Here is a 23,153-nt window from a genome sequence, read left to right as displayed (position 1 = left end):
TTGGAAAATGAAGGAGCTTCATTGAGGTACCTAAAAAAGAGTATTTTTACCAATAGAAAAATGTAATGTCAGAATATTAGCAACAAAAAAACGCTTCTTCCTATATTAGAAAAAAGCGCTTATTTTCACTTTGTCTCAACAGTCACTTCAAAAAGTATGAATTCTGTATTTTGAGAAGGTTCTTCCATAGAACGAGTTTGTCCCAATGCCTTTAATCCGTCCATGAATTCCTTTGTTTTGTTTGATGGTACAAATATTTTTATGCTATCTGCTAAGGTATTCTCTCCCTCATATCCTCCAAGAGAGGTCCCCAAATCTCTTATTTTATTCAACATGCCCTCTTTATTTTCCACAGTCAGGATAACCTGCTGAACGACTTGAGGGGTCTCATCATTTTCGGCAATTAACATTCCTCTTGCCTCTGTCCGAGCTAGCTGAGGGCTTACCTCATCAGACATTTCATCCACAGAAGCCTCTGCCTTCAGAATACCGGACAGCTTGGGCTGTTCCAGCTGTGTGTTTTCCCCACCACTCTGTTCCTCTTTGGTTAGAGGTTCTTGCACTGCTATCTTTTCTTCTACCTGTTGGTTATTTTGGGTTTCAGGCACATTGCTTTCTACCTGTTTTGTCATTTGCTTTTCAGTCTCATTACCTTTTGCCTGTTTCGCCATTTGCATTTCAGGCGAAGTATCTTCTGCTTGTTTCGCCATTCTCATTTCAGGTGCTGTTTCATCTGCCTGCATTATTTTCAAATCAGCTTCTGGTACGTCTGCATTTTGTGACCCAACAAAATCATCCTGATGATTCCATTCACTGTCTACGGCCATTTTCTGTGCAATATCCTTTTGCCCACGCATATTCAAAATTCCTTGTGTACCACCGAAAGCAGCAACCAGAAGAACTCCTGCTGCAATCAATCCGAATTGTTTCCATTTATATTTAGGCTTTTTCTGAGGGGTTAAAGCTACAACCTTACCCTCCGCAGCCAACTTTCCCATCAGTTCGTCATGATACCCTTGGGGCAGTTCCTCCTCTGGAAGGCTTTTTATGGAATCCATAATCTTTTCTAGCTGCTTTGCTTCTTCCCGACAGTCCCCACATTCATTCAGATGTGATGCTACAAATTCTGTCTCTTCCTTCGTTAATTCCTGTGCCAAATACTCCCACAACAATTCCCTGCATTTTTCGCAGCTCATGGATTGCTTCCCTCCTTTCTATTCTTATGACGAGGTTTCCTGCCGTTTCGTTCCCAAATATTTAAGATTTCTTCTTTTAAATGATTTCTGGCTCTTGAAATTCGAGATTTCACTGTTCCCAATGCCAAGCCTGTAATATCGGCAATTTCCTCATAGGAAAGCCCTTGCATATCCCTTAAAACGAATACAGTTTTATAATCTTCTGAGATTGCTTCTAACGCCGTCACAATTTCGTTTTTCATTTCTTTGCGCATCAAGCTTTCTTCCGGGGTGTCGCTGTTATCTGCAACCTCTTGTTTCCAGCTTCCCTCATCATCCTCAAGCTCATTATCTAAAGAAAAACATTGCTTCCCTTTTCGTTTTCTCATTTCATCAATGCAGGTATTCACCGCAATTCGATAGATCCAAGTGGAAAAAGCAGAGCGTTCATCAAAATTTTCTATACTGCGATATGCCTTTATCCATACCTCCTGAGAGATATCTTTTGCATCCTCACTATGGTTCATCATTCTGAGCGTAACATTATAAACAATTTTTTCATGCTGTTCCACCAGCAGTTCAAATGCAGCCATATCCCCTTGCTTTGCTCTGGAAATAAGCAGTTTCGTCCCCTGTTCCGCGGAAGCCTCTATCGCCATTTTGGATCACCCCCATTTCATTTTTTTCTATACAACCATCATAATATAGATTGCAAAGAGAATCAAAAGCATTTTTTTGAAATATCCCTTTTTCTATGTCTTTTTACTAAGAAAATTATTTCCAGTAGAATAATAAAATTGTTTAGACGGTATTAACACCTCTTTGTTCCTACCAAATACAATTTTTATTTCACTTTCTACTATCTTTGGTGCCCCACAATGCATTCCTAAATGTGAAACCTGCAATTCACTTTTTAACCTTTTCATTTGCAAAAAACAAATATTATAACTTTAGTAAAGCCTTTTAAACCTTTTTCGCAAATAACACATTGACCTATAGTAAATCACCAATTTTCATTCGTTAAAAAAAGGCGAACCCTTTTGAGTCCGCCCTAAAAATTAAACTTCTTGGTATTCACTATCATCCAGATGAAAAGCCTCCCAAAGCTCAATATCAGGATTTTTCTGCATAAAATTATTCAAAGTGTATTGATTTGCGAAAAGCAAAATGGGTCGTTCAAAACGGTCATAAACCAATGTGCTTCTAGCCACCAAGTAGTCTCGAATATCGCCAACTGTTGCTGGATTTACCCACCGAGCAACACTATAATCCAATGATTCCATGCGTATCTCGGAGTTGTACTCATTATTGAGGCGGTATTCAAAAACCTCAAACTGCAACTGACCAACTGCACCTAAAATAATATCATTAAAATCATTACGATAAACCTGAATTGCACCTTCTTGTGCCAGCTGCTGCACCCCTTTTTGGAATTGCTTCGCCTTCAAGGAGTTGACAGGGTGAACACGCATAAATAATTCTGGAGGGAACGTCGGCAATGGTTCAAAAAACAGCTTTTCCTTTGTATCGGTCAACGTATCACCAATCTGATAATTTCCACTGTCATAAATACCGATAATATCCCCTACAACAGCGGTCTCCACGGTTTCCCGTTCATTGGCCATCAGCTGTGTAGATTGACTCAGCTTCATCTGCTTACCCGTTCTGGATAAGGTCACTGTCATCCCTCTTGTAAAGGTTCCCGAGCAAATACGCAAAAATGCCAGTCTATCTCGATGGGCAGGGTTCATATTTGCCTGAATCTTGAAAATAAAACCACTGAAAAATTCGTCAGTAGGCTTCACTTCTCCTTTTGTTGTTTTTCTGACCCCAGGAGCTGGTGCCCATTGCAAGAAATGCTCCAAAAATGGCGTAATACCAAAATCTGCTAGCGCAGACCCAAAAAATACCGGAGAAAGCTTTCCTTCCATAATCGCCTGCAAATCAAAAGAATTGCCTGCTCCATCCAAAAGCTCCATTTCATCTCGCAAAATATCTAAATTTGCTTGAGATATAATGCCATCCAGCGCACTTCCAAAAACCCCCTGAGGTCCAAGGTCAACCACGCCATTTTGTTTACGATACAGAAAAACCTTATTTTCCAATCTATCATAAATTCCTTCAAAGGTAAGGCCATTGCCGATGGGCCAAGTCACAGCCGTTGAAGGTAAACCTAAAGCATCCTCTAAATCCGCCATGCACTCCAAAGGATCCTTGGATTGACGATCCAACTTATTAATAAACGTAAAAATAGGAATCTGGCGCATACTGCAAACCTTAAACAGCTTCACAGTTTGAGCCTCCACACCTTTTGCCGCATCAATTACCATAACTGCACTGTCAACAGAGGTTAGGATCCGATAGGTATCCTCACCAAAATCATTATGGCCAGGTGTATCCATAATAGATACGACCTTTCCATTGTATTCAAACTGCATTACGGAAGAAGTAACGGAAATACCACGCTGTTTTTCAATCTCCATCCAATCGCTTTTTGCAAATTTTGCATTTCTTCTTGCCTTTACAGTACCTGCCTCACGTATTGCTCCGCCGTGAAGCAAAAGCTTTTCCGTTAATGTTGTTTTTCCGGCATCAGGGTGAGAAATAATCCCGAAAATCCGCCTTCTTTGGATTTCTTCCAAAATACTCATTTCTGTAAATTCCTTTCTATCCGTTGTTGATTCATATTCTTTCCAATAAAAATACGCATTATTTTTATTTTACCCGAAGTTTTAAAAAAAGGAAACATAAAATTATACAAATTCAAAAAATGTACAAACTAAATGTATGTGATAAAAACACATTGACGAGAAAATGTCTTTGATATAAAATATAGCTATACGTAATAGCGGTTAAGGGAGACATCAATTTTACGTAATCCCGCGGGGCTTTATCAAAGCCCTCTGAACCCATAAAACTAAAAAATTTGGAGGTATAAATTATGATTAAAGTTACAAGCACAGACAAAGCACCCGCAGCAATCGGCCCTTATTCTCAGGCTATTTCTGCAAATGGTTTCCTTTTTACAAGTGGCCAGATTGCCATTGACCCCGCTGTTGGTGATGTCGTTGCAACTACAATTGAAGCGCAGACAGAACAGGTAATGAAAAACCTCAGTGCAGTGCTGGAAGCAAACGGCTTAACCTTTGCTGATTCTATTAAAACAACATGTTTCTTAGCAGATATGGGGGATTTTGCAGCCTTCAACGAAATTTATGGTAAATATTTTACAAGTAAACCAGCTCGTTCTTGCGTTGCAGTGAAAACCCTTCCTAAAAATGTTTTGTGCGAAGTTGAAGTAATTGCATTGTTAAAGTAATTCATGCTCTGATGTAAATGTATAAGTCAATTTGCTTTTCTACTATATAAATAAAGAGTATTTTAGAAAACCATAAAACCTACCCCGTATTGGAGAGACCTCTGATACGGGGTTTTTATTGCCACATTCTATAAGAATGCCATCAGCCAACAATTTTTAGCAGATAATCAAACATTCTAAGTTTCAACTGGAGAATTAATTACAATATACTTGACACAAAAAAAGCTAAGTAACCTTTAGGAAACTTAGCAAATAATGATTCTTAAATTCTTCGGAAAAATATCCCGAAGTGCCGTTCTTACCGCTTGACACCTAGCCTAAGCCAGGTGGGTAACCGCAGCCAAAGTCTCTGCCTTCCCCTGCCCAAAGGGAATTATCTTGGGGCCTGACATAACTTCTGCATATAGGAATCCCGAGTCAGTATTGTAGGTTCAAATATAGTAAGCTCTCGAACACTTCAGGATTTTGTATTTACATTATACAACGTAATCTGTCATTCATCAATAGGGAATCTTCTACATATTTTATTTATCTTTTAAAGACATAATTCCCACTAAAAATGCTCCTAAGAGCAATGCCCCATCGGCAATATTAAAAATTGGTGGATTTTTACCCTTATCAATCAATATAAAATCTGTTACCCTTCCCTTTTTCCATCTTTCCAAAAAATTTCCATACGCACCACCAAGGGTTATTGCCAAAGGAATACCATATCGCTTAGCTTCCTCATTGCCACAGCATGCCCGCAAGAAGAAGAAGCTATAAACGGCAGTCAAACCGCCTGTAATCCAAAGAATTATATTTCTCTTTCCTTCAAGCTTATGATATGCCATTCCGGAATTCTTTATGTGCTGGAAATATAGTAGATTTTTGGCTATTCTTTTTCGCTTACCAAGTGGCAACATTACATCTGCCCATTTTTTGGTTCCCAAATCCAAACCCAAAACACTCAAAAAAACTAAGATATTTTTCAAAACCCATCACCTTTCTTTTGATTTGTTGTGCTTTTTTTCCAAAAGGAGTTGTTGTCAATGAAATTTCCTTGCCACAACACAAGTACCGTATTATAATTTTATTACAGGTTACAATGATTTGCAAATAAAAAGAAAGAGGTGTAATAAAATGGCGTTGGTTACAACAAAAAAAATGTTTGAAAAAGCTTTTCAGGGCGGCTATGCCATTGGCGCATTTAATATTAATAATATGGAGATTATTCAAGGGGTTGTGGAGGCCGCAAAGGCACAAAATTCAGCTGTTATTCTTCAGGTTTCCAAAAGTGCATTAAAATATGCCCATCCTAAATATTTAAAGGCTATGGTAGATGCTGCTGTTGAAGAAACAGGCTTAGATATTGCATTGCATCTGGATCACGGTTCTGATTTTCAAGTTTGCAAGAACTGCATCGAATATGGTTTCACCTCAGTCATGTTTGATGGTTCTCACTTAGAATATGAAGAAAACGTGGCACAGACAAAAGAAATCGTTGAATATGCCCATGCAAGAGGGGTTGTTGTTGAAGCAGAATTAGGCAAGCTTGCAGGTGTTGAGGACGACGTTAAGGTTGACTCTGCAAATGCTACCTACACAGACCCTGATCAGGCAGTTGATTTCGTAAAGCGTACTGGTGTAGATTCCCTTGCTATTGCCATCGGCACAAGCCATGGTGCGTATAAATTTAAAGGGGACGCAAAACTGGATTTTGACCGTCTGGAATCCATCTCAAAGAAATTAGAAGCACAAGGCATTCATAATTTCCCTATTGTTTTGCACGGTGCATCCTCTGTTGATGAAACCAGCGTAGAAACATGCAATAAATTTGGTGGAAGTATTTCCGGTGCCAAAGGCATTCCTGCAGAAATGCTAAGAAAAGCTTCCGCTATGGCAGTTTGCAAAATTAACATGGATACAGACATCCGCTTGGCAATGACCGCAGCAATCCGTAAATCTTTTGGCGAAAATCCTTCCGCTTTTGACCCTCGTGGCTATTTGGGTGATGCTAGAGAATTGATTCAAAAATTGGTTGAAGAAAAAATTAAAAATGTCATTGGCTCTACAAATTCTATGGACTAATAATTCAAACATCATTGAAAAACTATGTCTGCTATATTTTATTCAATGATTTAGAGGAAAAACAGAGGTATAATCGTTCTTTCTTTTCCTCCAATAGATAAAGCCCATACTGCGGATTATCTTTGGAACCTATTTGTTTCAAATTCGTCCGCTTTATAAAATGACATTGTCTGCAATCCAAGCTGTTCCGATAAACGGAACAGCTTTTTATAAAAAGGAGGCATTCTATATGTACGAATTAATGCAAGCTGGAGAAAATACTTTTTACATTAACTGCCCCTCAAAAATTGGAGTATACCGCACCTCTTCGGAAGAAGTCTGGTTGATTGATAGCGGTAACGATAAAGATGCAGGGCGCAAAATCCAAAAAATCTTAGATCAGCAGGGTTGGAAGCTCAAGGGAATCATCAACACCCATTCCAACGCCGATCATATTGGTGGGAACACCCTATTGCAGGACAGGTTAAAGTGCCCTGTCTACTCCACCCCCATGGAAAACGCTGTTATTGAAAATCCTATTCTTGAACCATCTTTTTTATACGGCGGATATCCCTTCCAAAAGCTGCGAAATAAATTTTTGATGGCAACACCATCAAAAGCACAAGACATTACTCAAGCACAGCTTCCCGAAGGTATGGAGATTTTCCCGTTGGGTGGTCATTTCTGGCAAATGATTGGAGTGAAAACACCGGATAATATATATTTTTTGGCTGACTCTGTTTTCAGCGAAACTATTTTAGATAAATATCATATCAGCTTTAATTACGATGTAACCGCTTATTTCAAAACCCTTGATTTCTTGGAAACCTTAGAGGGGGCTCTTTACATCCCTGCCCATGCAGAACCCACAGAGGATATTCGTCCATTGGTTGAGGCAAACCGAAAAAAATCCAATGAAATTTTAGAAAAGCTGCTTTCTATTTGTCAAAGTCCAAAATTTTTTGAAGCTATCCTAAACTCCATTTTTGAAGAATACAGCCTCACTATGGACTATGGACAATATGTATTAGTGGGAAGCACCATCCGCTCCTATCTATCCTATCTTTATGATTCAGGTAAAGTAGAGTCTTTTGTGGAGAACAACTATCTTTTATGGAAAACTGTTGTTGCCAAATGAAAATCAGACTAAATTGATTGGATATACATTTCTTCCCCCTAAAATTTTTGTTGACAATAAAAATATATGGGCGTATCATAGTTTAATGTTACACGAAGAAGCCAATAAAGCTAGGAAGGCGCTGTCTCGGCAGCGCTATACTTTCGCAAATTTTACAACTGTTCTAAACTTACGATACGGAAAAGGAGGTATTTCATGAGTTCCGTTACAACAGAAATAAAAGAAAATAAAATGGGTGCTATGCCTATTAATAGATTACTTTTTTCAATGTCTGTTCCAATGATAATTTCTATGTTGGTTCAGGCGCTTTATAATATTGTAGATAGCGCTTTCGTTGCCCAAATCAGTGAAAATGCATTGTCTTCAGTATCCTTAGCCTTCCCTATGCAGAATTTTATGATTGCTGTGGCAGCCGGTACAGGGGTTGGTACAAATGCTTTGCTTTCCAAAAGCTTGGGAGCAAAAAAGTTCGATACTGCTAACAAGACAGCCAGTGTCAGCATCTTTCTGGCTTTTTTAAATTGGCTTATTTTCATTGTCATCGCACTTGTTTTTACAACACCATTTTTAAAAGGTCAAACAAATGTTGCAGAGATTATTGAGGGCGGTGAGGTTTACCTACATATTGTACTGATTGGTTCCCTGGGTGTATTTATCCAAGTAGCCATGGAGCGACTGCTTCAATCTACAGGCCGAACCTTTGAAGCTATGATCAGTCAGGGTGTGGGTGCTGTTGCAAATATCATCCTAGATCCAATTTTAATTTTTGGTTTATTTGGCTTACCAGAAATGGGCGTAGCCGGTGCGGCAATTGCCACAGTAATTGGTCAGTTAATCTCCTGCGCAGTGGGAATCTATCTGAATTTAAGAAAGAACCATGAAATACACATTCATTTTAAGAATGTGCTTCCAAACAAATTTATTCTGAAAAGCATTTATATTGTTGCAATCCCATCCATTTTAATGATTTCCATCGGTTCCATTATGATTTTTTATATGAACCGCATTTTAGATAGCTTTACCCCAACAGCAATCGCTGTTTTCGGTGTATACTTTAAACTGCAAAGTTTTATTTTCATGCCAGTGTTTGGTTTAAATAATGGTATGATACCTATTATTGCCTATAACTACGGTGCAAGGAATAAACAACGTATTCATCAAACGATAAAGCTCAGTGTAATTGCCGCGGTGGTTATTATGCTTGCTGGTTTTGGCATTTTCCAAATCCTTCCTTATAAGCTTTTAGCTCTGTTTAAGGCTTCTGATAATATGATTGCCATTGGTGTTCCTGCGTTACGAATTATTTCCTTCAGCTTTTTGCTGGCAGGATATAATATTGTTACCAGCGCTGTATTTCAGGCCTTGGGTAATGGCGTTTACAGCCTCATCATTTCTGTTGTGCGCCAGCTGGTAGTGCTATTGCCCGCAGCCTTTTTATTATCTCGTACAGGAGATTTGAATAATATTTGGCTTGCTTTCCCCATTGCGGAAATTGCTGCCCTTGCCCTTTGTACTGCATACCTATTCAAAATAATGAAAAAACTAGACTTCTAATTTTGGAGCTTTTTCAGATAAAAAGAGCCCATTGGAAATTCAGCATGCCATGAAAATAAAGCCCATTGCAAAATAATAATTGCAAATGGGCTTTTCTGTTTTAATTATCTTTTTTTATTTTGCTAAAACCTGCAAAGCGTAATCAACATATAAATTGCAGGAAAGCAATAATGCCTCCTCATCTATATCAAATAAACCATGATGATGTGCCGTATTTGTGTTGGGCTTCTCTTCATTGGCCGTGCCAATATAGGCATACATTCCTTTTGTCACTGCCAAGTAATCAGCAAAATCGTCAGCTCCCAAAGATTTGGGGTAATCTGAAACAATATCGGCAGGGTCAATCAGTTGTTGGGCAATCTTCGTCACCTCTTTCACTGCGTCTTGGTCATTTGCCAGTGGAGCGGCATAATCCAAAAAAATCACCTCTGCCTCTGCACCATACATTGCCGCTGTCTGCTTTGCAATTTGCACCACCTTATCATTGGTGAACTTGCGCACCTCTGGCAAAAAGCTTCTGGTTGTTCCTTCAATTTCACCGTGCTCTGCAACAATGTTATACTGGGTACCCGCTCTGACGACACCAATACCTACCACCACAGTTTCCAAAGGTGCTGTGCTTCTGGCAACAATGGACTGTAAATTTACAACAATCTGGGCTGTGATATAAGCCGCATCTATACCCAAGTGAGGTGTGGAAACATGGGCTCCTTTCCCCTTAACAGTTATTTTAAAATAATCACAGCTGGCGCATTGGGGACCTTTGGTTAGTGCAACCTTTCCTTTGTCCAATCTGCTTGTTACATGGGCACCAAATACTCTTTCGCAGCCTTCTAATAGCCCTGCCCCTACAAATAACCTAGCCCCTTGGCCGATTTCCTCAGCCTGTTGAAAAAATAAGCGAACCTGACCTGAGAATGCTTCTTCTTTTGCTTTTAATACTTTTGCCGCTCCAAGCAAGGTTGCTGTATGTGCATCATGACCACAAGCATGACAGAATCCTGTGTTCTGGGAACGATAGGGAACTGTTTTCAAATCCTCCATAGCTAGTGCGTCCATATCTGCTCTTAAAGCAACAATTTTTCCTTGGGATGCTTTTTTCCCATCAATCCAAGCATATACCCCCGTTTCTCCAATTCTTCTATAGGGAATATTCAAGGCATCCAATTCCTCCTCAATTTTCTTACAGGTTTCATATTCCTTTAAACTAACCTCTGGATGGGCATGAAAATGCCTTCTCAAAGAGATTATATAATCTTTTTCTTCTAAAATATAATTCTTTATCGCCATACTTTTACCACCTTCTCCATGATACTTATCATTATACAAACAGATGAGCCATCGGAATAAAGCCGATGAACCCATCTGTTTTGATCGGATGGGGAGCCCCCTCCTAATAATTGTTTTTTATTGCTTATTCCCAAGTGCAAAGGAATGCACCTTTATATTGATCATTTACTGTTGTTTTTACCTCATCAGTATGGTAAGCATCAACGATTTTTTTGTATACCTCATTATCTTTATCTGCTGTACGACTAACAATAACATTTACCAACTGTGGCACTGCTTCGTTTACTGTAGGATCAACATTTTCTGTAAAGATTGTATCTTTATTAGGGTCTAAGCCCGCAGTAAATGCATTTCCGCCGTTGATGATTGCCGCTGCGCAGTCGGGCAGGATATTTGCCAGTGTTGCGGATTCTGCCTCTAAGATTTCAATGTTTTTGTTATACTTTGTAATATCCTGCTTTGTGGGAACATAGCCCTTTGCAGGGTCACATTCAATTAAGCCTGCTGCTTCCAGTAATTTCAGTGCACGACCACCATTGGTCAAATCACTGGGGATTGCAATGGTGTCACCATCTTTAATCTCCTCAATGGAGGAAATCTTATCTTTATTGTTATAGATTGATAAAGGCGCAATAATGGTATCGCCAATATCTACAATATCATAACCCTTTTTTTCAATATCATTGGCCAGAAAAGCCTTATGCTGGAAGGCATTCAAATCAATTTCTCCATCATTTAATGCACGGTTTGGCGCCGCATAATCAGAGAATTTTACGAGTTCTACCTGAATATTGTCATCTTTCAGCAATTCATTAATGGTATCCCATTGGGCATTGTATTCTCCTACCACACCAACCTTTACCACTGTTACCTGGGCCTTATCGCCCTCTGCTTTTGCCGGTTCATCCTTGCTTGGTGCAGAACCACAACCTGCCAAACCCAATACCAACGTTGTTGCCAATGCCGCCGCAAATAATTTCTTAAAATTCTTTTTCATTATACATCTCTCCTTTTTCTATCTATGTCCTTCTTTTTTATATGCTTAAAATGTTTCCATTGAAGAGCCTAAGTTTAGTGGGTTGTTCTTCGAATAATAAAATTCCCAACACCTTGAAATACCGAAATAATCAATAAAATGATAGCAACGGTAACCCAAATCATATCTCTATAGCCCATTTGATGACCATAGCGAATAGCGAAATCCCCCAGTCCACCTGCACCAATGGCTCCGGCAATGGCAGTAATACCAATTAAGCTGACAAAGGTTATCATGGTTACACGGGTAATCCCCGGGATGCTTTCTTTTAAGTAAACGCTGAAGATTATTTCTATAGGGCTAAAGCCCATGGCTTCGCTGGCCTCAATTACCCCATGATCCACATCAGCTAAAACAGTCTCAATCTGCCTTGCAAAAAACGGAACTGTTCCACCAATGAGTGCAACATAGGAGCCCGCAACACCGGAGCCCGTTCCAACAATGGCACGACTTAAAGGAATTAAGAGTACCATTAAAATAATAAAGGGAATGGAACGAATGACATCAATGGCTTTATCTAAAAATTTGTATAATAGAGGTGATTGCATCAAGCCACCTTTTTTTGTAACAATGAGCAACACACCTAAAACCAAACCTAAGAGAAAGGCAATGCTTCCCGAAATAAAAAGCATTTGAAAAGTTTGTTTCATACATTTCAATAATTCCCCCTGCAAAGATTGCAAATTTGGTGCAATATCATATAAATAACTCATTCACGAATCACCTCCATTTGAATTTTCCTACTTTGAATATACTGAATTGCCTGTTTCATATTTTCTTCTGTTCCGCTTAAAATAACAACCAGCTTGCCCAGAGGCTTATTCTTCAAAATATCCACATTACCAAAAATAATATTTGCCTGCACTTGATATTTCTCAGCAAGATAAGAAATTACAGACTCTCCTGCATTTCCCCCTGAATAGGTGAGAAGTACCAGTTTCTCCCCTTTCTTCAACTGAGTTAGTTCATGCTTTTCATCCAACAGCTCATAAATTTTATTAATGTTGCTTGCAGTATCCATAAAATCTCGAGTCAGCTTTTCCTTGGGATGGGAGAAAACCTCCACCGTATCCCCCTCTTCCACCACTCGCCCAAGCTCCATAATGGCAACTCTATCACAAATATCCTTTACCACTGCCATTTCATGGGTAATCAAAACAATGGTTATGCCTAGCTCTTGGTTTACCTTTTTTAACAGATTCAAAATGGATTTTGTGGTCTGGGGGTCAAGGGCACTGGTGGCCTCGTCACAAAGGAGCACCTTTGGGTCATTGGCTAACGCCCTAGCAATGGCCACCCTTTGCTTCTGCCCTCCCGATAGTTGAGAGGGATAAACATCTTTTTTATCCGTCAAACCCACTAGTTCCAATAAGGAGAGTATCTTTTTATGCTTTTCTTCCTTGGAAAGCTTACTTTTGCGTAGAGGAAAAGCAATGTTTTGAGATACCGTGCGGGAGCGCAGTAGATTGAAATGTTGAAATATCATCCCAATTTTTCGTCTCTCCTCTCTCAATCTCACCTCAGGCATACTCATTAAGTCAACCCCGTCAATTATCACCTTTCCTCCTGTGGGTCTCTCCAAAAGGTTGATACAGCGAACCAATGTGGATTTTCCTGCCCCTGAAAACCCAATGATTCCAAAAATTTCTCCTTTTTTAATATCCAAACTCACTTCCGTTACTGCCTGAATTTCATCCCTGCCTTGACGAAAGGTTTTACTTACCTTCTCCAGCTGAATCATAACCTTCTCCCCCTTACTCTTAAATCTAAATAAAAAAGCCCTCGCCCAAATGATTTAAATCATTAGGGCGAGAGCAGAGCATAGCTTCGCGTTACCACCTAATTTTATTTGTTTTTCACAAAACAAACCTCAACGAGTACGTCCATGTAAATTGGATAATACCCCGGCACTATAACGGGTGCACCCGTCATGATCTAAAAAATTCGACCATGCAGCTCCAAGACCATCTTCATCAGCCTATCTTTATCCTCTTCCACCTAACGAGGACTCTCTGTAAAAGCATCCGCTCACTACTCTTCTTTTCCATGCCTTTGTTTCTTAATTGGACTTATCATAATACAACAACTTTTTCTTGTCAACTCTTTTTCCATGGAGCCTTTGGCTTGAAATCATGGGACGCAAAAATAATCCACAAAAAAAATTTGATATTTTTTATAATACTAGTTACATTGTGACTTCCAATGAGAACTAATCCCATATCTCTTACGTAAAATCGTTATCTATTCGTTGGAAACTTTAATTGTTTTTATATTTATTATATAAACCAAGCTTTCAAAGAAAACTTAAGTTTCTCGCTTCAATTTTTTGGATATTTCCCGGGAAACCAACAAGAAGCAAACATAAGAAAAGCCTCCTTGCATCTGCAAAAAGGCTAAACCATTACTTTTTAATATACCGCTCATTACAACGGGAAAGAAAATAAACACAAACAGCCAATAACACAAGAAACATAGCCAGAAACACCTTGTTTAAAGGAAACACAATATCAAGTAAAGCCTTTCCAACAAAAATTGTTCCTGCCACCATATGCCAAGCTCCTGATTCCTTCAAGTAAGCAGGTAAATTTTCCGGCTCAATCAGCTCTAGTGTGCGTTTGGTGTAGAAAATAGTCTGCCCAAACAATGCAAATATACCACGCGCATAAAAGTATATTCCCACTACAAAAAACAAAGACATAATATCCCTCCCACTGCGCCGTCATTTATTGCATCTAAAACAGTTTCATGGTAAGATGTTTAAGCACTATTTTAAAAAGAACGCTTATTTGCTCTTTTATTCAAGCTGGTGTGACGCTCGTTCGACTGCTTCGCCCATTCCTTCATTTTTTCTTCAAAATCTGAAGAAGGATTGGCTGCGGATTGAGGACGGAAATATTCCTCAGCAGGGCTTGCGGGCTTTTGTGTCTGATTTGGTTTACGGAAAGGCTTCTCATTTCTAGGCTGACGCTCTTCTCTTGGTAAAGCATCCCGAATGGATAAAGCAATTTTATGGGATTCTTCATCAATGGATAATACCTTAACCTTAACAATATCTCCGATTTTAATATGGTCGTTGATATCTTGTACGAAGCTGTTGGCAACCTGAGAGATATGCACTAACCCTTGCACAGAGCCTAAAGAAACAATTGCGCCAAAAGGTTTAATGCGTACAATCTTTCCTTCAACGATACTGCCTACTTCTAATTTTTCAGACATTCCAATATACACTCCCGTTCAGAATTTTAAGATTACTGGAACAGTATACCATAGATTAAACTTGAATACAAACAAAATCTAACCACTTTCGGAGGAGAATTTATGAAGAAAAAAGACATTATTACCATCCAAATTGAGGATGTTTCCTTCCCTAATAAAGCCTATGGTTTTGTGGATGGCGAGAAGGTTGTCGTAAAAAACGGCATACCGGGACAAACCATTCAAGCCCAGGTTATCAAGAAGCGAAGCAGTGGAATAGAGGCTAGGCAAGAAGAGGTTTTGGAGCGTTCTCCTTTGGAAAGACAGGATGGTGTCTGTTCTCATTACACCCTTTGTGGTGGATGCACCTATCAAACCCTGCACCACGAGGAAGAATTGAAATTGAAGGAACGCCAAGTAAAACGTCTTTTGGCACAAGAAAGCATTCAAATAGAAAGCTGGGAAGGCATTGTTCCTGCACCATCAGAAAAAGGCTATCGCAACAAATGCGAGTTTTCCTTTGGCGATGAAGAAAAAGGCGGCGATTTGGCCTTAGGCATGCGCAAACGAATGAGTCATTATGAGGTGGTATCCTTAAAGGACTGTAACATCATTGACGAAGATTATCTAAAAATCATTCAAGGCACTTTGACGTTCTTTCAAGAAAAAAATGTGCCTTTTTACCATAAATTGCGTCACGAAGGCTCACTGCGTCATTTAGTGGTTAGAAAAGGAGCGGCAACAGGGGAGATTCTAGTCAATCTGGTAACAAGCAATGAAGTGCCTTTTTCAACCCAAGCGTTTAAAGAAATGCTTTTGGCATTACCTCTGGAGGGCGCTCTCTGCGGCATACTGCATTCTATAAATGATAGTGTTGCCGATGTTGTACGTAGTGATGAAATGTCTGTACTTTATGGAAGAGATTTTTTTATAGAAAAATTATTTGATTTAGAATTCAAGGTTTCCGTCTATTCCTTTTTTCAAACCAACACAAAGGGTGCAGAAAAATTGTATTCCATGGTAAAAGAATTTGCAGGAGATGTTTCCAATAAAATGGTCTTCGATTTATACTGCGGTACGGGAACCATCGGGCAGATTATGGCAGAAGCAGGTTCAAAAAAAGTGGTTGGCATTGAATTAATTGAGGAGGCCGTTGTTGCAGCCAATGAAAATGCCACACGGAATGGCTTATCAAATTGTACGTTTATCCCAGGGGATGTATTGCAAAAGGTGGATGAATTAACAGATAAGCCTGATCTGATTATCGTGGACCCTCCCCGTGATGGTATCCATCCAAAGGCGATTGGCAAAATCATTGATTTTGGTGCTCCTGAAATCGTTTATGTTTCTTGTAAGCCTACCTCATTGGCTAGAGATTTGGTAGTTTTCCAGCAAGCAGGCTATCAGGTGAAGCGGGTGAAATTGATGGATATGTTCCCGAGAACAGTACATGTTGAAACAGTTTGCCTCTTACAGAAGAAACAAAACAATTAGAAGAATTTCAAATATACTCTATTATCATAGGTGAAACAAATAAATTTTTTCATATTTAAAAAAGAATATGGTACTATAACGGCATGAAACCAAATTTGCATAGGCATTGGCTGTTGCAGCTATTGATTGATAAGGATATGACCATTTTAGGTATCTATAAGGAGGCCATTGTATGAAAGAGTATTTACAGGCAACACCTATGTTGGATTATAATAGTACTGTGATACAGCATTTAGTAGCCAGCAGAAATTGGAAAGAGAAAGATGAATTTCAAAAAATACTAGAGATATATTGTTTTGTAAGAGATGAAATAAAATTCGGTTATAATGTTGATGATGCTATACCCGCTAGAAGTGTTCTAGCGGACGGCTATGGACAGTGTAATACAAAAGGCACTTTATTTATGGCACTACTTAGATCAGTTGGCATCCCATGCCGAATTCATGGGTTTACTATAGATAAATCTCTTCAAAAAGGGGCAATGTCAGGTTTCATATATCATCTTGCTCCCAAAAATATCGTCCATAGTTGGGTTGAAATTTTCTTTCAGGAGAAATGGCTGAATATTGAGGGCTTTATCCTTGATCTTCATTATTTAAATAAGCTACAGGAAAATTTTTCTGAATGCAGTGGTTCTTTCTGTGGCTTTGGTGTAGCAACAAATGATTTTAAAAATCCACAAATTGATTGGAATAAAAATGAAACCTATATACAAAAAGAAGGCATAAATCAGGATTTTGGAATATTTAACTCACCGGATGAATTCTTCAAAAAGTATAGTCAGAAATTATCACCATTTAAAAAATGGTTTTATCAGAATATTGCTAGAAAAATGATGAATCGAAATATCTCTAAAATCAGGGATAAATAATATACTCATTATGACATCCATTTTAAAATATTTTGTCTCTTTAATGCATGTGAAAAACAGATTAATTATAAAAAAAAGAAAGAGGTGAATCAAATGCCACGCATAAAAGTAGGAATACTGCTTTTTAATGAGGTTGAGGTAATGGATTTTGCAGGCCCCTTTGAGGTTTTTTCCATTACAGAAAACGAAGATGGAAGTGGAAAAGCATTCGAGGTACACACCGTTTCCAGAACAAAACAATTAGTCAGTGCCCGCAACGGATTAAAAATCCAACCTGAATATGATTTTTATGATGCACCTCAATTTGACATTTTAATAATTCCGGGGGGTTATGGCGCAGAAGAAATTGAAATCCATAATCAAGAAACCATTGATTGGCTTAAGCATCGTTATCCTCATGTAAAGATTATGGCATCAGTGTGCACTGGGGCTTTTCTATTGGCTGAATCAGGCTTACTGGATGGAAAACAGGCCACAACCCACTGGATGGATATTGAAAGGTTGGAAAAACAATATCCTAAGGTCAGCGTGGTTCGCGATGTAAAATATGTGGATGCATTTCCTATTATTACTTCTGGTGGCATATCCGCTGGAATAAACATGTCATTTTATATTGTAAAACAAACATTAGGCTTAAAAGTTGCACAAATTACTGCTAGAAGAATGGAATATGACATTGATTTAGAAAATTAATAAATCAAAGCATATCTCTAGTCTTAAAAAACGGAACTGATATTAATGAGGTGAATGAGAGATGATATCCAGAACATGGCATGGAGCTGTACCCGCCAAAATGAAGGAAGCCTTTGAAAAATATGAATATGAAACTGGTGTAAAGGATACCCTTGCCATCCCAGGGAACAGAGGGGCCTTTTTAAAAATTGTTGAACAAGGGGAATATGCCCATTTCTTTTTATGTACAAAATGGGATAACATGGATAGCATGTTAGCATATGCCGGAAGCAATCCAACAATTGCGGTGACATATCCTGAGGATAACACCTATGGTTTAATTTCTGATCCCATTGTGATCATTCAAGAAGTATCGGATGATAAGAATCCGTTTATAGATTAAGGTAAGGAAGGCGAAACCATTGTCATTTCAAAAATTCATGCCAATTTCATTTATGTCTCCAGCCATTGCAGTGGGAGCTTTTGTTATGTATCAGCATCATGTCCCCGTTGCAATCTTGAGCCAAAATATTGCTTGTCTTATTTTTATGAGCTTTATTTCCTTGATACTGTTCACTCAAAAAATAAATATTCTAGAAGGTAATCTTCGAAATTTCATATTGCCCGCCTGTATGATTCTTTTGATGGTAACATTGGTAAGTCAAGGAATGGAAGGCGTCCATCGATGGATATCCATAGGTTTTATAAAATTAAACATTGCAATGATTGTACTACCTATTATTCTAATAGAGTTATGGCACGTACTCAATACCAAGGGTTTTCAGTCTGGTTGGGTAATAGCTTCAGTTGTAATGTTGATGTTGTTCCTTCAACCGGATGCTTCCCAATTGACGGGATTTGCCCTTCCAATGATGGTAATGCTATGCCTACAGGTAAATCATAAGGCAATAAAATGCTCCATAATAGCTGTATTTACCTTGTTTATTGCTTTATCATGGGTTTTCCTGGACAACCTCCCTCCCGTTGCGTATGTAGAAGGAATTCTGACAATGGCGGCAGATGTGGGATTGCCTTGGTTGATATTAGGGATACTTTCTTTAACTGCATTTCCTATGCCCTTTCTACTTTTCCCTCCTAAAAATAGGGAAATCCTGTCAAGGTGTATTGGCTTTTACTATGTGATCATTATGCTCTCTGCCTTATTTGGAAACTTCCCTGTGCCTTTGATGGGGTATGGATTATCTCCTGTCATCGGAATTTATATATCACTTATCTGGTATGTTGGATCCAGAAATGCTAAAAATGTAATATAATGCATCCCAAAAGATACTTTGACAGAAATAAACATAATATAATTCATTAAGGAGGGCTAAAAATGGAAAAAATTATTTGGGTTAGAAGTACTGAAAAAACCTTAGGGGTGAAAGAGGATGATGGCTTGGATACCGTAAATAGATATTTAGCGGAAGGCTGGAGTGTAAAGCATATAGCGGCATGTGCTGTAGGTGAAAGTTTATCCAGAGGCCAAGCCTATATCGTAATTGAAAAGAAATAAGGAATTGAATTACATTAAACTCATAATGAGCCCATTTAGCCAGATGTTTCCTTACAGGATAGTGCACCAATGGATTGGTGTGTGGATGCAAAGTGGCTATCGGTGGGCAATGATACCACGGGAGAAGGGTTGCGCCATATATTTTCTTCCAAACAAAAGCAACGTATCGTGTAACAGCTTTCTTCATGAAACGTTGCTCTATTAATTTTCAGGCTTAATTATAAAAAAATTTATCAGGCATGATTTAATGACCTTAAAAATTCTCTAATCTCATTATAATAACGTTCATCAACAAGCTGTCTTGGTGCAACAATTGCAGTGGAAACTGTCAACCATTTGGAATCCACCAGGGAGGCTCGCAGCATAGAATGATCCGCGGTGGGAATCACTGTGACACTTAGAAGCTCCTTTGGGATTACAGCTTCATATACTTCCTTTGTATTGTTGCTGTCAACATTAATATCCTGCCCACCTAAAAACAACTTAACAGGACTATAAAAATGCTTTATATCTTCAGTAGAATCCGATTGATAATTTTTGATTATAAAATTCCAGCGTTCTTCTGAAATACCCTTTTCTGCCCTTTCATCTCGCTGATATTCTTGATAAGGCGTATTCTTTTCCAGCAGTGATAGGGTCCATTGGTAATCTTCCTTTGCTTGTTCCATCTCTGCTAAAGAGCTGCCCTCTTTTTTCATTCTCCCAAGAGTGTTATAAAGACCTTGATCCACCCAATTGACGGCAGGTGCCACCAAAATAGAAAAGGCAATGCTTTTATCCAGTTGAACAATTTTGGGAATGACCCACCCTGCTTGGCTTGCTCCCCATAGCCCAATTTTTTTCCCATCAATTTCTGGCAGGGATTTTGCCCAATTTATAACCTCAACTGCCTCCGTTGCTCTGTCCTCCATGGATTGATCAAGCCAGTTACCCTCAGAACCGTTAATTCCAGGCTTGCTCCAAGACAAAGATGCATACCCCTCCTTCGCTAGCTCCTCCCACAAAGGTTCATAAGCACCATTATAAGATGCATCAGCAGGGCCATCTCCATGTATGAAGATAACTAAACCAACGTTAGCCTCTATTTTCTCTGGTAAGACTAGACTTCCATTTAGACTCCCTTTAGACGTAGGTATCTGGACAGACGTGACTTTCATATCATAAGTATTCTGAAATAACACTATACCAACACAAAGAATAATAAAAATACCCAGTACCGATATTATTTTGCTACGCTTCGTTTTCATTCATGTAACCTCTTTTCCATAAAAATCCACTCTTTTACTCCTATAAAGTATCCCTGAAATGGAGTTTTTTTATAAATAATATCTTGAAATCCCTCTCTATCATACAAATGCTTTGCTGGGTTTCCTTTGGCAACCGCCAAGGACAAACTGGAGTAACCCATCTTTTTCAAATCCTCTTGTCCTTTGGCTAACAGCATTTCACCAATTCCCCTACCTCTCACAGATGCATCTACTGCAATATGCTCAATATAGGCTCCATCAGGTTTATAAATCTCTAAAATTGAAATTATGAAGATTAAAAATAGAATATTAAATAATCCGTACCGACGGAATAAAGGAAAAATAGGAACCTTCTTTTTTTCTTTCTGTATTATGCTATGCTGAATTAGCATCACTCCAACCACCTCGTTTTCCATTTCGGCAACGTAATGCAGATATCCTGCATCGCATGCCCTTATATTCCATGTAAGTTGAAGGATGTCCTTTATTTCATTGGGCTTCAGCCTCAGTCTATGGCATAATTTACTTTCAAAAGAGGTAACAACCAATTCTATCATCTCATTAAAATCTACATCATTATATTTCTCAATACTAATTGGCTCCATGTTTTCTCTCCTTTACAAGCACTGCTGAATAGAATATACTCATGATAAACCCTAGAGCAACTCAAGAGTCAATACTTTCAGGAGATTATATATGCGAAATTTATTAAGGATTGGTCAAGTAAGTAATTTATATGGAATTTCATTAGATACCTTACGATATTATGACCACAAAAATTTGCTAAAACCAGTGGTAGAAAAAGAAAGCGGCTACCGATACTATTCCTTAGAACACCTTGATGTATTAGAAATGCTTTTAGTCGGAAAGCACCTGGAAATCCCCTTGGAACAAATGAAAGTTGCAGTGGATTCTGAGAGCATAAATGGATATCTATCAATGCTGGAAGAACAACATTTACGCATAGAAGACCAGCGTAAGCTATTGGAGAAGCTTAGTCTTTATACAACAGAAATGGTTCAACTGCTTAAACAGATTCAAGGATTCCAAACCGATTATACTTTTGCTGAAGTAAAAACCCAGAAAAACATGGATATCACAATTTATAATGCGGAACTGAAAGATCTTTTTCGCAGCAAAGAAATTGCCTCACTCCATGGAATTGAATCTTTTGATCAATGGTTTACTTATTATGTCAATACAGATGGAAAATTAACCGAAAATACTCAGATTGTAGGACTTTCTCTCCATCAGCAACCAGATGAGGCGGGGCAATTAAGGAATTATTTGAATTCCTTAGCCTTAGAAGGAAAAGTGTCTTTATCCACCCTCTCGGGAGATTATAAACTTATCCATTTCTGGGGAAAAGAGTCCCAGCTCATGACATATTTAAATACTCTCTCCAATCATTTCAGATTGGTTAATACCACAATTGCAGTCAAGTTTTCCTTCGCATTACTCCATAAAGATATGGAACATGAGTATTTTGCGGAGATTTATTTCAGCTAGTGTTATTTTCAATTATCACAAATCTTCCTAGAATGACAAAGCATTAGACAACGATTATTTCTAGAGCCATCATGTTGATACTGTGACATTTTGTTTCGTGAAGATATGTTCAGAAAGAGGTGTAAAATGGATCAAACCATTATTAATTTCCATACTTTTATAAGAAGATACTGTATAGACAGAAGAAATACGTTAAAAGAAAATCGTTTAATCGCTCAATTAAAAGCATTGGGTATTTATGAAGAAGTAAAAGCTATGCCAGAAGATCAAGCCATTGAAGCAATCTTTGAAAAAATAAAATGTTTAGACCACGATGAATTCATAAATATTGAGAATGACCCTGCTTTAAGTAAAAAAACATACAATATCAATATTGATATTTTGGAAATCATTTTACAATATATTGAAAAAATAGATCCCTTACAATTCGAATCGCTGAATGACATAAAAAGTGCATCCCTCCAAAATATTCAATCCTCCAAAATATCCGATAATAGCCATTACCACAGTTGGAGCAAAAAAGAGAAAGAAAAGATTATTGAAACAGAAATCAGTCATTTGATATCCCTGATTAAAAAAACAGACAAAGACGATCTAATAGAAATTTCTCCTCTATTTTTTCGTAGAGTTTTATCAAATGATGAAGAAAAAACGCTCTTGCTCACATTCAAAAACAAATGGCACAAAAAGGAGGAGCAAAGCGAGCATATCTCAAATACAGATTATCTACGACTTCATGAAGATGAATTTAAAAAGATTTTTAAACGAGAAAATGTTGTTGAAATACTACTCCATCGTGGGGAAAACAGAGTTTATGAACTTAATACATGGGATATAGATGGGGCTTCTTATGAAATGGATACACATATCATACTAACAAACCCCAATAGTCAACTGTATTGGTGTACTCAAAAAATGGATTGGGCACTGATTAAGGATCATGAAGGGTATTACCATATTTGGGGTGATTGTTTCATTAACCATGCAATACAAAATATGAATAACTCTGAAGTAACTAAGCCTTAAAAACATGGAGAGCGGATGTATAATTTCAATATGTTAAGGAGTAACCTATCTTAGAATCATTG

At 38.2% G+C, this 23,153-nt stretch carries 24 protein-coding genes, 1 other RNA gene and 1 other annotated feature; of the genes, 12 read left to right on the top strand and 13 right to left on the bottom strand.

The annotated features are described in order from the left end of the window. Nucleotides 1-125: 125 nt before the first annotated feature. The 3 genes from NE558_RS00515 to NE558_RS00505 all read right to left on the bottom strand — a co-directional run bounded on the left by NE558_RS00515 (nucleotide 126) and on the right by NE558_RS00505 (nucleotide 3,826). Nucleotides 126-1,196 (bottom strand): anti-sigma factor family protein, encoded by a 1,071-nt coding sequence (locus tag NE558_RS00515; protein WP_256147961.1) that lies wholly within the window; start codon nucleotides 1,194-1,196, stop codon nucleotides 126-128. Then, nucleotides 1,193-1,834 (bottom strand): sigma-70 family RNA polymerase sigma factor, encoded by a 642-nt coding sequence (locus NE558_RS00510; RefSeq protein ID WP_256147960.1) that lies wholly within the window; start codon nucleotides 1,832-1,834, stop codon nucleotides 1,193-1,195. The genes NE558_RS00515 and NE558_RS00510 overlap by 4 nt, the downstream gene beginning before the upstream one ends. Before the next feature lie 399 nt (nucleotides 1,835-2,233). Beyond that, the gene (locus tag NE558_RS00505; RefSeq protein ID WP_256147959.1) at nucleotides 2,234-3,826 is read right to left on the bottom strand and encodes a peptide chain release factor 3; all 1,593 of its coding nucleotides are present in this window, start codon (nucleotides 3,824-3,826) and stop codon (nucleotides 2,234-2,236) included. Between the two features lie 290 nt (nucleotides 3,827-4,116). Here NE558_RS00505 and NE558_RS00500 point away from each other — a divergent pair, with 290 nt between their 5' ends. Continuing rightward, nucleotides 4,117-4,494: a RidA family protein gene (locus NE558_RS00500; RefSeq protein ID WP_066047710.1), complete on the top strand. Its 378-nt coding sequence runs from the start codon at nucleotides 4,117-4,119 to the stop codon at nucleotides 4,492-4,494. Nucleotides 4,495-4,771: 277 nt separating this feature from the next. On the opposite strand, the gene ssrS is transcribed toward NE558_RS00500, so the two are convergent. After that, nucleotides 4,772-4,961: non-coding RNA, 6S RNA (gene ssrS / locus NE558_RS00495), on the bottom strand. Between the two features lie 57 nt (nucleotides 4,962-5,018). Then, on the bottom strand, nucleotides 5,019-5,468 hold the full coding sequence (locus NE558_RS00490) for a signal peptidase II (protein ID WP_256147958.1): 450 nt from the start codon (nucleotides 5,466-5,468) through the stop codon (nucleotides 5,019-5,021). A 148-nt stretch (nucleotides 5,469-5,616) separates the two neighbouring features. Here NE558_RS00490 and fba point away from each other — a divergent pair, with 148 nt between their 5' ends. The 3 genes from fba to NE558_RS00475 all read left to right on the top strand — a co-directional run bounded on the left by fba (nucleotide 5,617) and on the right by NE558_RS00475 (nucleotide 9,235). After that, the gene (gene fba / locus NE558_RS00485; RefSeq protein ID WP_256147957.1) at nucleotides 5,617-6,564 is read left to right on the top strand and encodes a class II fructose-1,6-bisphosphate aldolase; all 948 of its coding nucleotides are present in this window, start codon (nucleotides 5,617-5,619) and stop codon (nucleotides 6,562-6,564) included. 229 nt (nucleotides 6,565-6,793) lie between these two features. Continuing rightward, nucleotides 6,794-7,681, top strand: a complete 888-nt coding sequence (locus NE558_RS00480) for an MBL fold metallo-hydrolase (RefSeq protein ID WP_256147956.1) — start codon at nucleotides 6,794-6,796, stop codon at nucleotides 7,679-7,681. A 195-nt stretch (nucleotides 7,682-7,876) separates the two neighbouring features. Continuing rightward, nucleotides 7,877-9,235 carry an MATE family efflux transporter gene (locus NE558_RS00475; protein WP_256147955.1) on the top strand — a complete coding sequence of 453 codons (1,359 nt, stop codon included), beginning with the start codon at nucleotides 7,877-7,879 and terminating at the stop codon, nucleotides 9,233-9,235. Between the two features lie 114 nt (nucleotides 9,236-9,349). Here the strand turns inward: NE558_RS00475 and NE558_RS00470 are convergent, their stop codons facing one another. From NE558_RS00470 to NE558_RS00445, 6 genes are all read right to left on the bottom strand, one after another. Further along, nucleotides 9,350-10,525, bottom strand: coding sequence for a M20 metallopeptidase family protein (locus tag NE558_RS00470; protein ID WP_256147954.1), 1,176 nt, complete (start codon nucleotides 10,523-10,525; stop codon nucleotides 9,350-9,352). Between the two features lie 124 nt (nucleotides 10,526-10,649). After that, nucleotides 10,650-11,522, bottom strand: a complete 873-nt coding sequence (locus NE558_RS00465; RefSeq protein WP_256147953.1) for a MetQ/NlpA family ABC transporter substrate-binding protein — start codon at nucleotides 11,520-11,522, stop codon at nucleotides 10,650-10,652. 74 nt (nucleotides 11,523-11,596) lie between these two features. Then, nucleotides 11,597-12,274, bottom strand: a complete 678-nt coding sequence (locus NE558_RS00460; RefSeq protein ID WP_256147952.1) for a methionine ABC transporter permease — start codon at nucleotides 12,272-12,274, stop codon at nucleotides 11,597-11,599. Further along, nucleotides 12,271-13,302: a methionine ABC transporter ATP-binding protein gene (locus NE558_RS00455; RefSeq protein ID WP_256147951.1), complete on the bottom strand. Its 1,032-nt coding sequence runs from the start codon at nucleotides 13,300-13,302 to the stop codon at nucleotides 12,271-12,273. The genes NE558_RS00460 and NE558_RS00455 overlap by 4 nt, the downstream gene beginning before the upstream one ends. 60 nt (nucleotides 13,303-13,362) lie before the next feature. Then, nucleotides 13,363-13,617 (bottom strand) — a binding site (T-box leader). Between the two features lie 345 nt (nucleotides 13,618-13,962). After that, a complete protein-coding gene (locus NE558_RS00450) occupies nucleotides 13,963-14,259 on the bottom strand; it encodes a hypothetical protein (RefSeq protein ID WP_256147950.1) in 297 nt (98 codons plus the stop codon). A gap of 71 nt (nucleotides 14,260-14,330) precedes the next feature. Further along, complete coding sequence (locus NE558_RS00445) at nucleotides 14,331-14,777, bottom strand: S1 RNA-binding domain-containing protein (protein ID WP_256147949.1); 447 nt, start codon at nucleotides 14,775-14,777, stop codon at nucleotides 14,331-14,333. A gap of 102 nt (nucleotides 14,778-14,879) precedes the next feature. On the opposite strand from NE558_RS00445, the gene rlmD reads away from it, so the two are divergent. The 6 genes from rlmD (at nucleotide 14,880) to NE558_RS00415 (ending at nucleotide 19,309) form a co-directional block, all read left to right on the top strand. Continuing rightward, complete coding sequence (rlmD, locus tag NE558_RS00440) at nucleotides 14,880-16,250, top strand: 23S rRNA (uracil(1939)-C(5))-methyltransferase RlmD (RefSeq protein WP_256147948.1); 1,371 nt, start codon at nucleotides 14,880-14,882, stop codon at nucleotides 16,248-16,250. A 172-nt stretch (nucleotides 16,251-16,422) separates the two neighbouring features. Beyond that, complete coding sequence (locus tag NE558_RS00435; protein ID WP_256147947.1) at nucleotides 16,423-17,121, top strand: transglutaminase-like domain-containing protein; 699 nt, start codon at nucleotides 16,423-16,425, stop codon at nucleotides 17,119-17,121. Nucleotides 17,122-17,214: 93 nt separating this feature from the next. Continuing rightward, nucleotides 17,215-17,814, top strand: a complete 600-nt coding sequence (locus tag NE558_RS00430) for a DJ-1/PfpI family protein (RefSeq protein WP_256147946.1) — start codon at nucleotides 17,215-17,217, stop codon at nucleotides 17,812-17,814. A 61-nt stretch (nucleotides 17,815-17,875) separates the two neighbouring features. Then, a complete protein-coding gene (locus tag NE558_RS00425; protein WP_256147945.1) occupies nucleotides 17,876-18,196 on the top strand; it encodes a hypothetical protein in 321 nt (106 codons plus the stop codon). Between the two features lie 19 nt (nucleotides 18,197-18,215). Then, nucleotides 18,216-19,067, top strand: a complete 852-nt coding sequence (locus NE558_RS00420) for a hypothetical protein (RefSeq protein WP_256147944.1) — start codon at nucleotides 18,216-18,218, stop codon at nucleotides 19,065-19,067. 62 nt (nucleotides 19,068-19,129) lie between these two features. Continuing rightward, a complete protein-coding gene (locus NE558_RS00415) occupies nucleotides 19,130-19,309 on the top strand; it encodes a hypothetical protein (protein ID WP_256147943.1) in 180 nt (59 codons plus the stop codon). A gap of 233 nt (nucleotides 19,310-19,542) precedes the next feature. Here NE558_RS00415 and NE558_RS00410 read toward each other — a convergent pair whose 3' ends face one another. Continuing rightward, nucleotides 19,543-20,556 carry an alpha/beta hydrolase family protein gene (locus NE558_RS00410; protein ID WP_256147942.1) on the bottom strand — a complete coding sequence of 338 codons (1,014 nt, stop codon included), beginning with the start codon at nucleotides 20,554-20,556 and terminating at the stop codon, nucleotides 19,543-19,545. Further along, entirely contained in the window at nucleotides 20,553-21,161 is a 609-nt protein-coding gene (locus NE558_RS00405) for a GNAT family N-acetyltransferase (RefSeq protein ID WP_256147941.1), read from the bottom strand. Before NE558_RS00405 ends, NE558_RS00410 begins: the two co-directional genes overlap by 4 nt. Before the next feature lie 91 nt (nucleotides 21,162-21,252). Here NE558_RS00405 and NE558_RS00400 point away from each other — a divergent pair, with 91 nt between their 5' ends. Both NE558_RS00400 and NE558_RS00395 read left to right on the top strand, forming a co-directional pair. Then, complete coding sequence (locus tag NE558_RS00400; protein WP_256147940.1) at nucleotides 21,253-22,065, top strand: MerR family transcriptional regulator; 813 nt, start codon at nucleotides 21,253-21,255, stop codon at nucleotides 22,063-22,065. Between the two features lie 126 nt (nucleotides 22,066-22,191). After that, nucleotides 22,192-23,091 carry a hypothetical protein gene (locus tag NE558_RS00395; RefSeq protein WP_256147939.1) on the top strand — a complete coding sequence of 300 codons (900 nt, stop codon included), beginning with the start codon at nucleotides 22,192-22,194 and terminating at the stop codon, nucleotides 23,089-23,091. The last annotated feature ends 62 nt before the right edge of the window (nucleotides 23,092-23,153 follow it).

This window comes from Anaerotignum propionicum, from assembly GCF_024461735.1.
Classification (GTDB): Bacteria; Bacillota; Clostridia; order Lachnospirales; family Anaerotignaceae; genus Chakrabartyella.
Note: the sequence above shows the minus strand (reverse complement) of the source record. Positions and strands in the feature narration are given on the sequence as shown.

Bases quoted from the DNA above. Each gene is read 5' to 3' on its own strand.
- NE558_RS00515 (WP_256147961.1), bottom strand. From the start codon at position 1,196: ATGAGCTGCGAAAAATGCAGGGAATTGTTGTGGGAGTATTTGGCACAG.
- NE558_RS00510 (WP_256147960.1), bottom strand. From the start codon at position 1,834: ATGGCGATAGAGGCTTCCGCGGAACAGGGGACGAAACTGCTTATTTCC.
- NE558_RS00505 (WP_256147959.1), bottom strand. From the start codon at position 3,826: ATGAGTATTTTGGAAGAAATCCAAAGAAGGCGGATTTTCGGGATTATT.
- NE558_RS00500 (WP_066047710.1), top strand. From the start codon at position 4,117: ATGATTAAAGTTACAAGCACAGACAAAGCACCCGCAGCAATCGGCCCT.
- fba (WP_256147957.1), top strand. From the start codon at position 5,617: ATGGCGTTGGTTACAACAAAAAAAATGTTTGAAAAAGCTTTTCAGGGC.
- NE558_RS00480 (WP_256147956.1), top strand. From the start codon at position 6,794: ATGTACGAATTAATGCAAGCTGGAGAAAATACTTTTTACATTAACTGC.
- NE558_RS00475 (WP_256147955.1), top strand. From the start codon at position 7,877: ATGAGTTCCGTTACAACAGAAATAAAAGAAAATAAAATGGGTGCTATG.
- NE558_RS00470 (WP_256147954.1), bottom strand. From the start codon at position 10,525: ATGGCGATAAAGAATTATATTTTAGAAGAAAAAGATTATATAATCTCT.
- NE558_RS00465 (WP_256147953.1), bottom strand. From the start codon at position 11,522: ATGAAAAAGAATTTTAAGAAATTATTTGCGGCGGCATTGGCAACAACG.
- NE558_RS00460 (WP_256147952.1), bottom strand. From the start codon at position 12,274: ATGAGTTATTTATATGATATTGCACCAAATTTGCAATCTTTGCAGGGG.
- NE558_RS00455 (WP_256147951.1), bottom strand. From the start codon at position 13,302: ATGATTCAGCTGGAGAAGGTAAGTAAAACCTTTCGTCAAGGCAGGGAT.
- NE558_RS00450 (WP_256147950.1), bottom strand. From the start codon at position 14,259: ATGTCTTTGTTTTTTGTAGTGGGAATATACTTTTATGCGCGTGGTATA.
- NE558_RS00445 (WP_256147949.1), bottom strand. From the start codon at position 14,777: ATGTCTGAAAAATTAGAAGTAGGCAGTATCGTTGAAGGAAAGATTGTA.
- rlmD (WP_256147948.1), top strand. From the start codon at position 14,880: ATGAAGAAAAAAGACATTATTACCATCCAAATTGAGGATGTTTCCTTC.
- NE558_RS00435 (WP_256147947.1), top strand. From the start codon at position 16,423: ATGAAAGAGTATTTACAGGCAACACCTATGTTGGATTATAATAGTACT.
- NE558_RS00430 (WP_256147946.1), top strand. From the start codon at position 17,215: ATGCCACGCATAAAAGTAGGAATACTGCTTTTTAATGAGGTTGAGGTA.
- NE558_RS00425 (WP_256147945.1), top strand. From the start codon at position 17,876: ATGATATCCAGAACATGGCATGGAGCTGTACCCGCCAAAATGAAGGAA.
- NE558_RS00415 (WP_256147943.1), top strand. From the start codon at position 19,130: ATGGAAAAAATTATTTGGGTTAGAAGTACTGAAAAAACCTTAGGGGTG.
- NE558_RS00410 (WP_256147942.1), bottom strand. From the start codon at position 20,556: ATGAAAACGAAGCGTAGCAAAATAATATCGGTACTGGGTATTTTTATT.
- NE558_RS00405 (WP_256147941.1), bottom strand. From the start codon at position 21,161: ATGGAGCCAATTAGTATTGAGAAATATAATGATGTAGATTTTAATGAG.
- NE558_RS00400 (WP_256147940.1), top strand. From the start codon at position 21,253: ATGCGAAATTTATTAAGGATTGGTCAAGTAAGTAATTTATATGGAATT.
- NE558_RS00395 (WP_256147939.1), top strand. From the start codon at position 22,192: ATGGATCAAACCATTATTAATTTCCATACTTTTATAAGAAGATACTGT.